18 protein-coding genes and 1 tRNA gene are annotated in these 13,677 nt (G+C 69.0%); 11 read left to right on the forward strand and 8 right to left on the reverse strand.

The genetic code is table 11. The annotated features are described in order from the left end of the window. Positions 1-56 precede the first annotated feature (56 nt). The 4 genes from ACIRF8_RS02930 (at position 57) to ACIRF8_RS02945 (ending at position 2,003) form a co-directional block, all read left to right on the forward strand. Positions 57-473, forward strand: a complete 417-nt coding sequence (locus ACIRF8_RS02930; protein ID WP_404210195.1) for a Mov34/MPN/PAD-1 family protein — start codon at positions 57-59, stop codon at positions 471-473. A gap of 90 nt (positions 474-563) precedes the next feature. Further along, the gene (locus tag ACIRF8_RS02935; protein ID WP_404210197.1) at positions 564-665 is read left to right on the forward strand and encodes a putative leader peptide; all 102 of its coding nucleotides are present in this window, start codon (positions 564-566) and stop codon (positions 663-665) included. Positions 666-756: 91 nt separating this feature from the next. After that, positions 757-1,035 carry a MoaD/ThiS family protein gene (locus ACIRF8_RS02940; RefSeq protein WP_404210199.1) on the forward strand — a complete coding sequence of 93 codons (279 nt, stop codon included), beginning with the start codon at positions 757-759 and terminating at the stop codon, positions 1,033-1,035. 17 nt (positions 1,036-1,052) lie between these two features. Further along, the gene (locus ACIRF8_RS02945) at positions 1,053-2,003 is read left to right on the forward strand and encodes a PLP-dependent cysteine synthase family protein (protein ID WP_404210201.1); all 951 of its coding nucleotides are present in this window, start codon (positions 1,053-1,055) and stop codon (positions 2,001-2,003) included. A gap of 131 nt (positions 2,004-2,134) precedes the next feature. Here the strand turns inward: ACIRF8_RS02945 and ACIRF8_RS02950 are convergent, their stop codons facing one another. Further along, on the reverse strand, positions 2,135-2,569 hold the full coding sequence (locus ACIRF8_RS02950; protein WP_404210203.1) for a type II toxin-antitoxin system PemK/MazF family toxin: 435 nt from the start codon (positions 2,567-2,569) through the stop codon (positions 2,135-2,137). A gap of 198 nt (positions 2,570-2,767) precedes the next feature. On the opposite strand from ACIRF8_RS02950, the gene ACIRF8_RS02955 reads away from it, so the two are divergent. Continuing rightward, positions 2,768-3,520 (forward strand): MBL fold metallo-hydrolase, encoded by a 753-nt coding sequence (locus tag ACIRF8_RS02955; RefSeq protein WP_404210205.1) that lies wholly within the window; start codon positions 2,768-2,770, stop codon positions 3,518-3,520. 72 nt (positions 3,521-3,592) lie between these two features. Here ACIRF8_RS02955 and ACIRF8_RS02960 read toward each other — a convergent pair whose 3' ends face one another. Continuing rightward, complete coding sequence (locus ACIRF8_RS02960) at positions 3,593-4,861, reverse strand: PTS transporter subunit EIIC (RefSeq protein ID WP_404210207.1); 1,269 nt, start codon at positions 4,859-4,861, stop codon at positions 3,593-3,595. A gap of 242 nt (positions 4,862-5,103) precedes the next feature. Next, positions 5,104-6,387 (reverse strand): PTS transporter subunit EIIC, encoded by a 1,284-nt coding sequence (locus ACIRF8_RS02965; protein ID WP_404210209.1) that lies wholly within the window; start codon positions 6,385-6,387, stop codon positions 5,104-5,106. A gap of 203 nt (positions 6,388-6,590) precedes the next feature. Between ACIRF8_RS02965 and ACIRF8_RS02970 the strand changes: the two genes are divergently transcribed. The 4 genes from ACIRF8_RS02970 (at position 6,591) to rdgB (ending at position 8,821) form a co-directional block, all read left to right on the forward strand. Further along, on the forward strand, positions 6,591-6,824 hold the full coding sequence (locus ACIRF8_RS02970) for a glucose PTS transporter subunit EIIB (protein ID WP_404210211.1): 234 nt from the start codon (positions 6,591-6,593) through the stop codon (positions 6,822-6,824). 107 nt (positions 6,825-6,931) lie between these two features. Next, positions 6,932-7,678 carry a ribonuclease PH gene (rph, locus tag ACIRF8_RS02975; protein WP_404210213.1) on the forward strand — a complete coding sequence of 249 codons (747 nt, stop codon included), beginning with the start codon at positions 6,932-6,934 and terminating at the stop codon, positions 7,676-7,678. Positions 7,679-7,800: 122 nt separating this feature from the next. Then, positions 7,801-8,193 (forward strand): hypothetical protein, encoded by a 393-nt coding sequence (locus ACIRF8_RS02980; protein ID WP_404210215.1) that lies wholly within the window; start codon positions 7,801-7,803, stop codon positions 8,191-8,193. Positions 8,194-8,215: 22 nt separating this feature from the next. Further along, positions 8,216-8,821, forward strand: a complete 606-nt coding sequence (rdgB, locus tag ACIRF8_RS02985) for an RdgB/HAM1 family non-canonical purine NTP pyrophosphatase (RefSeq protein WP_404210217.1) — start codon at positions 8,216-8,218, stop codon at positions 8,819-8,821. 51 nt (positions 8,822-8,872) lie between these two features. Here rdgB and ACIRF8_RS02990 read toward each other — a convergent pair. The 5 genes from ACIRF8_RS02990 to bcp all read right to left on the reverse strand — a co-directional run bounded on the left by ACIRF8_RS02990 (position 8,873) and on the right by bcp (position 12,740). Next, positions 8,873-8,956: transfer RNA gene (locus tag ACIRF8_RS02990), tRNA-Leu, on the reverse strand. A 41-nt stretch (positions 8,957-8,997) separates the two neighbouring features. Next, positions 8,998-9,858 (reverse strand): HNH endonuclease, encoded by an 861-nt coding sequence (locus tag ACIRF8_RS02995; RefSeq protein WP_404210219.1) that lies wholly within the window; start codon positions 9,856-9,858, stop codon positions 8,998-9,000. Continuing rightward, on the reverse strand, positions 9,855-10,346 hold the full coding sequence (locus ACIRF8_RS03000) for an HNH endonuclease (protein ID WP_404210221.1): 492 nt from the start codon (positions 10,344-10,346) through the stop codon (positions 9,855-9,857). The genes ACIRF8_RS02995 and ACIRF8_RS03000 overlap by 4 nt, the downstream gene beginning before the upstream one ends. Before the next feature lie 282 nt (positions 10,347-10,628). Next, positions 10,629-12,134, reverse strand: a complete 1,506-nt coding sequence (gene proP, locus ACIRF8_RS03005; protein ID WP_404210223.1) for a glycine betaine/L-proline transporter ProP — start codon at positions 12,132-12,134, stop codon at positions 10,629-10,631. A gap of 138 nt (positions 12,135-12,272) precedes the next feature. Continuing rightward, complete coding sequence (bcp, locus tag ACIRF8_RS03010) at positions 12,273-12,740, reverse strand: thioredoxin-dependent thiol peroxidase (protein WP_404210225.1); 468 nt, start codon at positions 12,738-12,740, stop codon at positions 12,273-12,275. 189 nt (positions 12,741-12,929) lie between these two features. Here bcp and ACIRF8_RS03015 point away from each other — a divergent pair, with 189 nt between their 5' ends. After that, positions 12,930-13,277, forward strand: a complete 348-nt coding sequence (locus tag ACIRF8_RS03015; protein WP_404210227.1) for a DUF3618 domain-containing protein — start codon at positions 12,930-12,932, stop codon at positions 13,275-13,277. Between the two features lie 44 nt (positions 13,278-13,321). Beyond that, positions 13,322-13,666 (forward strand): GroES family chaperonin, encoded by a 345-nt coding sequence (locus ACIRF8_RS03020; RefSeq protein ID WP_404210229.1) that lies wholly within the window; start codon positions 13,322-13,324, stop codon positions 13,664-13,666. The last annotated feature ends 11 nt before the right edge of the window (positions 13,667-13,677 follow it).

The raw sequence follows: 13,677 nt of genomic DNA on the forward strand, positions 1-13,677 counted from the left end.
GGGCCGTCGCGTACCGGACTCCGGTACGCGACGGCCCTCCTGCTTATCCTGGCCGCATGCTGACGATTTCCCAGGCCCTGTACGACCAGATCGTGGCCCACGCCCGCGCCGACCACCCCGACGAGGCGTGCGGCGTCGTCGCCGGACCCGTGGGCGAGGGCCGCCCCGAGCGCTTCGTGCCGATGCTGAACGCCGCCCGCTCGCCCACCTTCTACGAGTTCGACTCCGGCGACCTGCTCAAGCTCTACCGCGACATGGACGACCGCGACGAGGAGCCGGTGATCATCTACCACTCCCACACGGCCACCGAGGCCTACCCGTCCCGCACCGACATCACCTACGCCAACGAGCCGGGCGCCCACTACGTCCTGGTCTCCACCGCCGACACCGACGACGCGGGCCCCTTCCAGTTCCGCTCGTTCCGCATCGTCGAGGGCCAGGTGACGGAGGAAGAGGTCGAGGTCACGGCGTGATCCGGAAGCGGTCTCGCAGGCCGGACGGATTTCGACCGCATGCTGAGATCACACTCGGGGAACCCGACCGGGAATCGTTACGATGAGCCCATGGTTTCCCACGACGTGAGCGAAAAGACGCCGGGCACGCTGCTCGTGGCGCGGCTGCACGTCGACCTGTGCCGCCTCGCCGGCGCCATCTGTCCGCGCTGAGCCGCACGCCGTACGGCACCACCGCGGTTCCGTACGGGAGCGCCGCCGCGCGCCACCCACACGACTTCCGACTCCTGACAGGAGCACCAGCATGGCCATCGAGGTCCGCATCCCGACCATCCTCCGCACCTACACCGACGGCGCCAAGGCCGTCGAGGGCAGCGGGGACAACCTCGCCGAGCTGTTCGCCGACCTCGACACCCGCCACGCGGGCATCGCCGCCCGCATCGTGGACGGGGGCCAGCTCCGCCGCTTCGTGAACGTCTACCTGAACGACGAGGACGTGCGCTTCCTCGACGGCATCGACACCAAGCTGACCGACGGCGACAACGTCACGATCCTGCCGGCCGTGGCCGGCGGCATGCGCTGAGCGGGACGTAGCGACGTATGCGTTACGACAGCCCCCTGGCCGCGGTCGGCAACACCCCCCTGGTGCGCCTGCCGCGGCTCTCGCCCTCCGAGGACGTACGGATCTGGGCGAAGCTGGAAGACCGCAACCCGACCGGCTCGGTCAAGGACCGCCCCGCGCTCCACATGATCGAACAGGCCGAGAAGGACGGCCGGTTGACACCCGGCTGCACCATTCTCGAACCCACCTCGGGCAACACCGGCATCTCCCTGGCGATGGCCGCCCGCCTCAAGGGCTACCGCATCGTCTGCGTCATGCCCGAGAACACCTCGCAGGAACGGCGCGACCTGCTGGCCATGTGGGGCGCGGAGATCATCCCCTCGCCCGCCGCGGGCGGCTCCAACACGGCCGTCCGCATCGCCAAGGAACTGGCGGAGCAGCACCCCGACTGGGTCATGCTCTACCAGTACGGCAACCCGGACAACGCGGGCGCGCACTACGCCACGACCGGCCCCGAGATCCTGACGGACCTCCCCTCGGTCACCCACTTCGTGGCCGGCCTCGGCACCACCGGCACGCTCATGGGCGTCGGCCGCTACCTGCGCGAGCACAAGCCCGACATCAGGATCGTCGCGGCCGAGCCGCGCTACGACGACTTGGTCTACGGCCTGCGCAACCTCGACGAGGGCTTCGTCCCCGAGCTGTACGACGCCTCCGTCCTCACCAACCGCTTCTCGGTCGGCTCGGCCGACGCGGTGACCCGTACCCGTGAACTCCTCCAGCAGGAGGGCATCTTCGCGGGCGTCTCCACCGGCGCCGCGCTCCACGCGGCGATCGGCGTCGGCAACAAGGCCGTCAAGGCGGGGGAGTCGGCGGACATCGTCTTCGTCGTCGCCGACGGCGGCTGGAAGTACCTGTCGACGGGCGTCTACACGGCCGCGACGACGGAAGAGGCGATCGAGGTCCTGCACGGGCAGCTCTGGGCCTGAGTTCGCGGGCCTGAGCCTGCCGCCCAGGTCGCCGCCCAGGTCCGGTGAGATCCAGCCCCTCCGCGGCCGAGGTCGCGGGGCTCCGCCCGGGCCCCGCTCCTCAATCGCCGGAGGGCTGGATCTGCCCTGACTCACCCCAGGTGCCGCACCCGCTTCCACAGCGCCGGGTCCACCTCACCCGCCCGCCGCCGAAAGTCCCGCACCGGCACATCCCGCAGCTCGTCCGTCTCCAGGAAGCTGCGCCGCCCCCGCGCATCGCCCACCGCGCCGGGCGGCAGTGCGATCACCCCGGGCCGCTCCTCGTGGTGCCGGTTGGTGATCTTCGCGACCAGCGCCGTGTCGCCCCGCAGCGACAGGACCAGACAGGGCCGGTCCTTGCCGCCGGGCCCGTCCTCGTAGGGCACGAGCGCCCACCAGATCTCGCCCGGGCCCGGCCCCTCGCCCACCGCCGCTGAGCCGGAGCGCAACCGTCGCCGCCGCGAACCCCGGCCCCATCCGTCGACGAGCGCCGCCACCAGCGCGAGCAGCACGACGGCCGCGAACGCCAGCCACCATGTCGTGTTCATGGGCACGACGGTACCGGTGGGGCGCGCGGGCCGCCGCACCGGCCGAGCGCCCCCCGAACCGGTGACAGCGCAGGTGAGTTCCCCCACAACGGCCCGCGACGGAGGAGCGACCCGCCCTTTCGCGCCTTACGCTCGACGGACCCCCCAGTCCCGCTCCACACCCGCTTCCCGACCGCCAGCGCGGAGGTTCCGGCTCTTATGAAGCTCACCGTCGTCGGCTGCTCGGGGTCGTTCCCGTCCGCGGATTCGGCCTGTTCGAGCTACCTCGTCGAGGCCGACGGCTTCCGGCTGCTTCTCGACATGGGCAACGGCGCCCTCGGCGAGTTGCAGCGCCACTGTGGTCTCTACGACCTCGACGCGATCTTCCTCAGTCATCTGCACGCGGATCACTGCATCGACATGTGCGCGTACTTCGTCGTCCGCTACTACCGCCACGACGGCGGCCGTTGCGACCCCATCCCCGTCTACGGACCCGAGGGCACCGAGCAGCGGCTGACCACCGCGCACGCAGACACCCCCTCCGCCTCCGCCTTCAGCGAGGTCTTCGACTTCCACACCGTCAAGCCGGGCTCGTACGACATCGGGCCCTTCTCCGTACGCATGGAGAAGGTCTGCCACCCGGTCGAGTCGTACGCGATCCGCGTCGAGCACGGGGGCCGCTCCCTGACGTACTCCGGGGACACCGGGCCGTGCGCCGCGCTCGACGAACTCGCCACGGACACCGACCTGTTCCTCTGCGAGGCCGCGTTCACGCACGGCAAGGAGAACATCCCGGAGCTGCACCTCAACGGGCGCGAGGCGGGCGACGCGGCGCGGCGCGCGGGCGCCCGCAGACTGGTCCTCACCCACATCCCGCCGTGGACCGACCCGCAGGTCAACCTGGCGGACGCGCGGGACGTCTACGACGGCCCCGTCGAGCTGGCCGCAGCCGGGACGGCGTACGAGATCTGACGTGGCGTACGACGAAGGCCCCGGCGACCAGCGCGGTCGTCGGGGCCTTCGTCGTACCTCGGGCGGGGGAGCCTACTTGGCCTCGGCCTTCAGCAGTTCCGCCAGCTCCTCGTCGGACTCGCGGCCCGGCGTCGGCAGGTTGAACTTCGTGATCGCGAACCGGAAGATCACGTAGTAGAGGGCGGCGAAGCACAGACCGACCAGGACCAGCAGCCACGGCTTGGAGGCGATGCCCAGGTTCAGCAGGAAGTCGACCAGGCCCGCCGAGAAACCGAACCCGTCCTTCATGCCGAGCGCCCAGGTCAGCGCCATCGAGACACCGGTGAGCACCGCGTGGATCGCGTAGAGGACCGGCGCGATGAACATGAAGGTGAACTCGATCGGCTCGGTGACGCCCGTGACGAAGGAGGTCAGGGCGAGCGAGAACATCATGCCGCCGACGACCTTGCGGCGCTCCGGGCGGGCACAGTGCACGATCGCGAGGCAGGCCGCGGGCAGCGCGAACATCATGATCGGGAAGAAGCCGGTCATGAACTGTCCGGCGGTCGGGTCACCGGCGAGGAACCGGTTGATGTCGCCGCTCTTGCCGTCGTACGAGCCCGCCTGGAACCACGGGAAGGAGTTCAGCAGGTGGTGCATGCCGATCGGGATGAGCGCGCGGTTGGCGACACCGAAGATGCCCGCGCCCACGGCGCCCGAACCGACCAGCCACTCACCGAAGTTGTGCAGGCCCGTGCCGAGGACCGGCCAGATGTAACCGAAGACGATGCCGAGGAGCAGGCCCGCGAAGGCGGAGAGGATCGGGACGAGACGGCGACCGCCGAAGAAGCCCGCCCAGTCGGGCAGCTTGGTCCGGTAGAACCGCTGGTACAGCAGGGCCACGACTATGCCCATGACGACACCGCCGAGGACCTTGGCGTCCACCGGGGCGTCGACCATGACCACCTTGCCGTCGACGGCCGTGGCCACCTTCGGCAGGTTCTTGTCGGTGAACGTGGCGAGCACGTTCTTGAAGACCAGGTAGCCGGTCACGGCCGCCAGGGCCGTGGAGCCGTCCGACTTCTTGGCGAAGCCGATCGCGATGCCGACGGCGAACAGCAGCGCCATGTTGTCGAGGATCGCGTTGCCGCCGGCCGCCATGAAGCTTGCGATCTTCGTGACGAACGCGGGGAACGACTCGCGGCCGAGCATGTCGTTGTTGCCGAGGCGGACGAGCAGCGCGCCGGCGGGCAGCACGGCGACCGGCAGCATGAGGCTGCGGCCGATGCGCTGCATGACAGCCATCGCGCCTGCGCCCTTCTTCTTCTTGTCGGCCGCGGGCGCGGCACTAGCCGTGGACACAACTTCCTCCAGTAGGCAGGCGCCGCCTGGGGGAAAGGGGGGACGGCGGCGTCTCGGAACGCGGCACAGAGGCGCGCGTGGTCTACACCACTCAGTGGTGTAGACCTGTTGTAGCACGGTGAAGGCGAGATAAGGAACCCGCGATTCCTGTGGTCTGAGACATATGTAGGGCACACAGCTCATACGAGACAAAGGGCCCACGGACCGAGGTCCGGGGGCCCTTCGCGCGGGGGAGTGGCGGGCTACTTGGTGACGTCCTCGACCTCTTCCTCGGGCTCGCGCCCCGGCGTCTTCAGATCGAACTTCGTGATCGCGAACCGGAACACCGCGTAATACACGACCGCGAAGCACAGCCCGATCGGAATGATCATCCAGGGCTTCGTCGCCAGACTCCAGTTGATCAGGTAGTCGATCAGCCCCGCCGAGAAACTGAACCCGTCCTTCACCCCGAGCCCCCACGTCACCGCCATCGACACACCCGTCAGCACCGCGTGCACCGCGTACAACGCCGGCGCGATGAAGACGAACGAGTACTCGATCGGCTCGGTGATACCGGTGACGAACGAGGTCAGCGCCAGCGACAGCATCATGCCGCCCACCGCCTTGCGCCGCTCCGGCCGCGCGCAGTGCACCATCGCCAGACAGGCCGCGGGCAGCGCGAACATCATGATCGGGAAGAAGCCCGTCTGATAGATGCCCGCACTCGGGTCACCGCTCAGGAACATGTTGATGTCACCGTGCACCGTCGTGCCGTCCGGCTTGGTGTACGAGCCGAACTGGAACCACAGCGGCACGTTCAGGAACTGGTGCAGACCGATCACCAGCAGCGCCCGGTTCGCGACACCGAAGATGCCCGAACCGATCGCGCCCAGCCCCTCCAGCCAGTTCGAGAAGCTCTCCAGCGCGTCACCGATCGGCGGCCAGATCCACAGGCAGAGCACCGCGAAGAGGATGCCGATGAACGCCATGATGATCGGGACCAGTCGGCGGCCGTTGAAGAAGCCCAGCCAGGACACCAGCTTGGTCCGGTGGAAGCGGACCCAGAAGTACGAGGCCAGCAGGCCCATGATGATGCCGCCGAACACACCCGGATTCTGGTACTGGAAGGCGGAGACGGTGTTGTCCGCCGCCTGGCATCCCACCGCCACGGCCTTCGCCCCGTCGGCACAGTCGATCGGGAACTGCCGCAGCACACCCCGGTAGACGAGGAACCCCGCCACGGCCGCCAGCGCCGTCGAACCGTCCGCCTTCTTGGCCATACCGATGGCGACACCGATGCAGAACAGCAGCGGCAACCCCAGATCGGCGTCGAGCAGCGCACCGCCCGCACCCGCGAAGACCTTCGCCACCCTGGTCCAGCCGAGTCCGTCGGCACCGAAGACATCGGGCTGCCCCAGCCGGTTGACGATGCCCGCGGCGGGAAGCACGGCGATGGGCAACTGAAGGCTGCGCCCCATCTTCTGGAGCCCCTGGAAGAAGTTCCCCCAGGGGCTCTGCCGAGGTGTGGCGGCGGCGTTCGCGCTCATGGGCGTCCTCCCGGAACAAGCCACGTTTGGCGGTCGTCGGAAACTGGTGTAGACCAGTTGCGGGACGGATCGGTCCACGCACCCGGTCATCGCTCGTCATCTTTCGGCACGGGTGGTCCCACCGCTCGCGAAGATGGGCCAACCGTGGGTTACCGTGACAAAGCGGCCCATACGGCGGGCCAGGGAACAACAGGGAGAACGAAATGGCCACCAAGGCTGAGAAGATCGTTGCCGGGCTCGGCGGCATCGACAACATCGAAGAGGTCGAGGGCTGCATCACCCGCCTCCGCACCGAGGTCAAGGACCCGGCTTTGGTCGACGAGGCCGCCCTGAAGGCCGCAGGCGCCCACGGCGTCGTCAAGATGGGCACCGCCATCCAGGTCGTCATCGGCACCGACGCGGACCCCGTCGCCGCCGACATCGAAGACATGATGTGAGCCGACACCACTGATCGGCCCGCACGACCGGCCGCCGCCCCCTGCCCCGCAGGGAGCGGCGGCCGTCCCCGTCCCCGGCCCACCCCACAGGCTCTAGGCTCATCCCCATGTCACGCATCGACGGCCGCACGCCCGAACAACTCCGCCCCATCACCATCGAACGCGGCTGGAGCAAGCACGCCGAAGGCTCCGTCCTCGTCTCCTTCGGCGACACCAAAGTCCTCTGCACCGCCTCCTTCACCGAAGGCGTCCCCCGCTGGCGCAAGGGCAGCGGCGAAGGCTGGGTCACCGCCGAGTACTCGATGCTGCCCCGCGCCACCAACACCCGCGGCGACCGCGAAGCCGTCCGCGGCAAGATCGGCGGACGCACCCACGAGATCAGCCGCCTCATCGGCCGGTCCCTGCGCGCCGTCATCGACTACAAAGCCCTCGGCGAGAACACCGTCGTCCTCGACTGCGACGTCCTCCAGGCCGACGGCGGCACCCGCACCGCCGCCATCACCGGCGCCTACGTCGCCCTCGCCGACGCCGTCTCCTGGGCCCAGGGCAAGAAACTGATCAAGGCCGGACGCAAGCCCCTCACCGGCACCGTCTCCGCCGTCTCCGTCGGCATCGTCGGCGGCGTACCCCTCCTCGACCTCCGCTACGAGGAAGACGTGCGGGCCGACACCGACATGAACGTCGTCTGCACCGGCGACGGCCGCTTCGTCGAGGTCCAGGGCACCGCCGAGGCCGAACCGTTCGACCGCGCCGAACTCAACTCCCTCCTCGACCTCGCCGTCGCCGGCTGCGACGAACTCGCCGCCGCCCAGCGCAAGGCACTGGAGAGCACCCTCGGCGCGAACCCCGCATAGGTAAAGAACTCCCCAAGCAGGGTGGCAACCAGTCAGCCCCCGACCGCGTCACTACGGATGGGTGGACGGCACGCGCGAGCGACCGCCGCCCACCCATCCGCACCTCAGGGGAGGACCCCACCATGGCCGCGCGCCGCCACCGCCGTATCGCCGTACTCGCGGCAGCCGTCGCACTGACCGCCGTCCCGGCCGTCGTCGGCTGCTCAGCCGTCGACAAGGCACTCGACTGCGTCCAGACCGCCGACGCCATCGCCGACAGCGTCACCGACCTCCAACAAGCCGTCGAGAACGCCGCCAACGACCCCGGCCGCACCGACGAGGCCCTCGCCTCCATCGACAAGAACCTCGACACACTCGGCGACAAGACCGACAACACCGACGTGTCGAAGGCGGTCGGCGACCTCAACAAGGCCGTGGACAACGTCCGTACGGCCATCAAGACCGGCGACGAAACCCCCGACATCACCCCCGTCACGGACGCGGCCGGCGAACTCACCAAGGTCTGCACGCCCTGACGGCACCGCGATACTTGAGGGCATGACCCGCCTCATCCTCGCCACCCGCAACAACGGCAAGATCGTCGAACTCCGCTCCATCCTCGCCGACGCCGGACTGCCCCACGAACTCGTCGGCGCGGACGCCTACCCCGACATCCCCGACGTCCGCGAGACCGGCGTCACCTTCGCCGAGAACGCCCTCCTCAAGGCCCACGCCCTCGCCAAGGCCACCGGCCTGCCCGCCGTCGCCGACGACTCCGGCCTCTGCGTCGACGTCCTCGGCGGCGCGCCCGGCATCTTCTCCGCGCGCTGGGCGGGCAAGCACGGCGACGACCAGGCCAACCTCGACCTCCTCCTCGCCCAGCTCGGCGACATCGATGAGGACCGCCACCGCACGGCCCACTTCGCCTGCGCCGCCGCCCTCGCCCTCCCCGACGGGACGCAGCGCGTGGTCGAGGGCCGGTTGCGGGGAATCCTGCGACACGCCCCGTCGGGCACGAACGGCTTCGGCTACGACCCGATCCTCCAGGTGGAGGGGGACACGCGCACGTGCGCGGAGCTGACCCCGGCCGAGAAGAACGCGATCTCCCATCGGGGGGAGGCGTTCCGGGCGCTGGTGCCGGTGGTGCGGGAGTTGGTGGGCTGAGCGCCGGACCGGCAACGACAAGGGGCGCTCCGTAGGGAGCGCCCCTTCATGTGCGGTCGGAGGGACTCGAACCCTCAAGGGATTTCTCCCACCGGGACCTAAACCCGACGCGTAGGCCAATTCCGCCACGACCGCGACAAAACGGACATCACGCCTTTCCGGCGTGTACCGCCTGGTCAGTGTACGGGGCCACTGTCCGGCAGGGGAGAGGTTCGGTCCCTGCGGCACCAGGTCTTGGTGCGCGCATGGCAGTTCGGGCACAGATAGCGCACATTCTCGCGACGATTGTCCAGACGGTCCCCGTTGATGTGATCGACCTCCAGCACCAGCCGCCTCCCTTCCCAGACTTCACCGCCCCCGCAGTCGGCACATGCGCGCGGCGCCCCGATGTCGTCGAGCGCTCTGCGCAGGAGGGCTGTGTGGGTCCGGGGAGCGCCCGCGGGGCGCCGAACGAGGAGTTCCTGAGCGGACTTGCGGGCGGGGGAGGGGACTCCGGCGCCGTGACTCTGCCCGGTGAAGTGCTCCGTCGACAGTCCGTACTCGTCGATGCTGCGCCGTGCCCTGGCGCGTGCCGACTCGAGGAAGGCGGGCAGACCGAGACGGCGCATCAGGTCGGCCATGCCGTGTGACGCGGCCACGGCGCGCGTGAACTCCTCCTCGGGGAAGAGGCCGTCGCCGTGCCGTCTGCGGGGCGGTGCGAAGTGGCGGGTGTCGATGTCGAACTTCCGTAGGCTCCGCTTCACGTGCTCGTACGGACCGTCCTCCGGCGGGATGCCCATGTACAGGAACATCTCGCGGATGCTGGTGGAGCAGGCGGCTGCCTCTGCCAGGATCTCCTTCGCGTACGACCGTTTCGGCCGCGCGGGCAGTGCTTCGTCCCGGAAGTGCGACGTGTCGATGCCGTAATGATCGAGCCGACGGCGCAGGTAGTTGAGGGGCTTGCTGCCCATGGGGGCACCGATCCGGCGCATGAGGTCCACCAGGCTGTCGGCGACCGGCGCGGTCTCCTCCAGGACTTCGCGCGGGTACCTGCTCACGCCGACCGCCTCTTGCGGCCGCGGTAAGTGTCGGTCACGGCGTGGCAGTTGGGGCACAGCAAGCGCAGATTCTCCGGCCGGTTGTCCCACCACTCGCCGCTGACGTGATCGACCTCCAGCGCGATGGGCTCGCCCAGCCACTCCGTACGGCCGCACGCCGCGCACCGTTGCGGAACATGACGACGCAGCAACTCGCGGCGCAGCCGGTTGCCCGGGACCCGCCCGTCGTCCGGAGACCGCAGGGACAGCGTGGTCCCGAGCGTGCCCTTGGCCCGGCGGCCTGCCTGGGTGAAGTGGGAGGTGTCGAGACCGAGCGCAGCGATCCGGCGGCTGATGTGGGCCTGGTTGCCCCCTACGTTGCTGATGCCCAGGTGACGTACCACGTCTTTGATGCCGTGCGACTGCGCGACGACAGCGCGCAGTCGTTCAGCCGTGTGCCGGACCCGGGGCTCCGGGAAATGGGAGGTGTCGATGCCCGCCTCGGACATCTTCTTGCGTAGATGGCGCCTGCGCCCCGGCGTCGGCTCACCCCCCAACCACCGAACCGCCTCGTCCCAGCCCCCCGCCTCCCGAGCCGCTTCCTCCAGCCGCTTCCGCGTGTACCGCCCTACCGACATCGCTGCCCCCTCCATCGGCCCTCAGTTCGCCTTCTCGTACGGAGTAACGAACCGAAAATCGGACCGTTACGCACGAAATGCGGAACGGCCCGATCCGGGAAGCGGGGGAGGGGTGTTACCGGGAGGGGTGTTAGCAGAACGAGGGGGCGGGGGTCAGAACCTGGGGGCCGGGGCCTGGGCCTCGACCATTTCCGCGGCTTCTTCCTGGGTCTCCACGGAGGGCGGGGAGCCGTCCAGGGGCTTCTGGGCCGTCTCCTTCATGCAGGCGACCGCGATGACGCCGACGAGGGCCGCGGCCATGGCGTAGTACGCGGGCATCATGTCGGTGCCCGCCCAGGAGATGAGGGCCGTGATGACCAGCGGGGTGGTGCCGCCGAAGATCGACGCGGAGAGGTTGTAGCCGACCGAGAGGGAGCCGTAGCGGACCTGGGTCGGGAAGAGGGCCGGGAGCGCGGCCGACATGGTGCCGAGCAGGCAGACCAGGGACAGGCCCAGCATGAGCATGCCGAGCGAGACCGCCCAGAGGGCGCCGTTCTTCACGAGGAGGAACGAGGGGATCGAGGTGACGAAGAAGCCGAGCATGCCGGTCATGAGGAGCGGCTTGCGGCCGAAGTGGTCGGAGAGCTTGCCGACCTGGTTGATGACGCACATCAGGATGATCATCGTCGCGATGAGGATGAGGAGGCCGTGCGTCTCGGAGTAGCCCATCTCGTCCGACAGGTAGGTCGGCATGTAGGAGAGGAGCATGTAGTCGGTGATGTTGTACGCGCCGACCAGGCAGATGCACAGGACCAGCGTCGGCCAGTAGTCGCGGAAGATCTTGGCGAGGTCGCCCTTGGCGGTCGTCTCGACCGTGGACGCGGCCTCGGACGCCTTGTGGGCGGATTCGTCGGCCAGTTTCTGGAAGGCGGGGGTCTCGTCCAGCTTGAGTCGCAGGTAGAGGCCGACGAGGCCGATCGGGCCCGCGACGAGGAACGGGACGCGCCAGCCCCAGGACTCCATGCCGTCGCTGCCGAGCAGGGAGGTCAGGAGGGTGACGAGGCCGGCCGCGCCGACGTATCCGGCGAGGGTGCCGAACTCCAGGAAGCTGCCGAAGTAGCCGCGGCGCTTGTCGGGCGCGTACTCGGCGATGAAGGTGGAGGCGCCGCCGTACTCGCCGCCGGTGGAGAAGCCCTGGACGAGGCGGAAGAGGATGAGGAGGACGGGGGCCCAGAAGCCGATGGTGGCGTAGGACGGGATGAGGCCGATGGCGAACGTGCCGACCGCCATCAGGATCATGGTCATCGCCAGGACCTTCTTGCGGCCGATCTTGTCACCCATCGGGCCGAAGACCATGCCGCCGATCGGGCGGACCAGGAAGGAGACGGCGAAGGTCGCGAACGACGAGATGAGCTGGACCGTGTCGTTCCCGGATGGGAAGAAGACGTGTCCGATCGTCACCGCGAGGTAGGAGTAGATGCCGAAGTCGAACCACTCCATGGCGTTGCCGAGCGAGGCCGCCTTGACCGCCCTCTTCACCGCCGCGTCGTCGGTGACGGTGATGTCGGTACGGCGCAGGGGCGGGTTCTTACGCCGTCTGACGGCGCGGAACAGCGCCCGGTGACGCTTGACCGCCTCCGGGTCGGGCGACTGGGGCCCTTCCGCGGTGTCGGTGGACATGGCGATCCCTTCTGTGGACATACATCGCTTCCAAGGGGATCACTTGCTCGATGATGGCGCCCGCAAACGAAAGTCCCCGGGAGAGGGGACTTTCGTCACAGCGAACGTGGGTACCCGGCCGGGCTGGTCACTCGGCGGTCAGATGCCGAGGTCCTTGATGATCTTGGCTACGTGGCCGGTGGCCTTGACGTTGTAGAAGGCGTGCTCGACCTTGCCGTCGGCGTCGACGACCACCGTGGAGCGGATGACTCCGGTGACGGTCTTCCCGTACAGCTTCTTCTCGCCGAAGGCGCCGTACGCCTCCAGGACCTTCTTGTCCGGGTCGCCGACCAGGGTGACCTTGAGGTTCTCCTGCTCGCGGAACTTGGCGAGCTTCTCCGGCTTGTCGGGGGAGACGCCGATGACGTCGTAGCCGGCGGCGGCGAGCACGTCGAGGTTGTCGGTGAAATCGCAGGCCTGCTTGGTGCAACCGGGGGTAAGCGCGGCGGGGTAGAAGTAGACGATCGTCTTGCGGCCCTTGTGGTCGGCGAGGGAGACCTCGTTGCCGTCGGCGTCGGGCAGGGTGAAGGCCGGGGCGGTGTCGCCGGGCTGAAGTCGTTCGCTCATGTCGTGTTCTCTCCTCGCGGGGTGGGTGAACTCCGGTCGAGAGTAATAGGGGTGCCGTGGGGTGCGTACGGCGCTGAGCTGACAGACTGTCCTCACCCGTCACGCGGCATCGGTGACGGGTGCGGTACAGGATCAGAAGCAGGACCGTAAGACCGGTAAGCGGTACGGAGCGACCACGGAGGCAGCGCGGTGTCGGACACGTCCAGCACGTCGGATACGCCGGATACGCGGACGACGGCGCAGATCGAGGCGGACATCAAGCGCCGCCGGGAGACCCTGGCCGAGACGCTCGACGAGATCGGGGTGCGGGTGCACCCGAAGACGATCGTCGGTGACGCGAAGGCCAAGATCGTGTCGAACGTCGATCACACCCTCGGACGGGCGTACGTCGGTGCCAACCGGCTCGTCTCCGACGTGAAGGGGCAGTTCGTGTCCGAGGAGGGCGCGCCGCGTCTGGAGCGGATCGTGCCGGTCGCGCTCGTCGTGGTCGGTGTGGTGGGGCTCCTCGCGATGTCCTCGCGTCGGCGCAAGGGCTGACCCGGGGGCGCGCGGACGGCTGTGGGGCAGGTAGGTTCGTCGGCGTGAGCGAGAAGACCCATCACGACGACAAGTTGCCCATCCGCATGCTGCACGACCGTGTGCTCGTCCGGCAGGACACCACGGAGGGCGAGCGGCGCAGCGGCGGCGGCATCCTGATCCCCGCGACGGCGGCGGTCGGCCGGCGTCTGGCCTGGGCCGAGGTCGTCGCGGTCGGGCAGAACGTGCGGGCGGTGGAGGCCGGCGACCGGGTGTTGTTCGACCCGGAGGACCGGGCGGAGGTCGAGGTGCGCGGGACCGCGTACGTGCTGATGCGCGAGCGGGATCTGCACGCGGTGGCCGCGGACCGGTTCGAGGGCTCGGAGGACTCGACGGGGCTGTACCTGTAGGCCCTGTGGTC

The sequence above is a fragment of the Streptomyces sp. NPDC102406 genome (assembly GCF_044765725.1).
Taxonomy (GTDB): domain Bacteria; phylum Actinomycetota; class Actinomycetes; order Streptomycetales; family Streptomycetaceae; genus Streptomyces.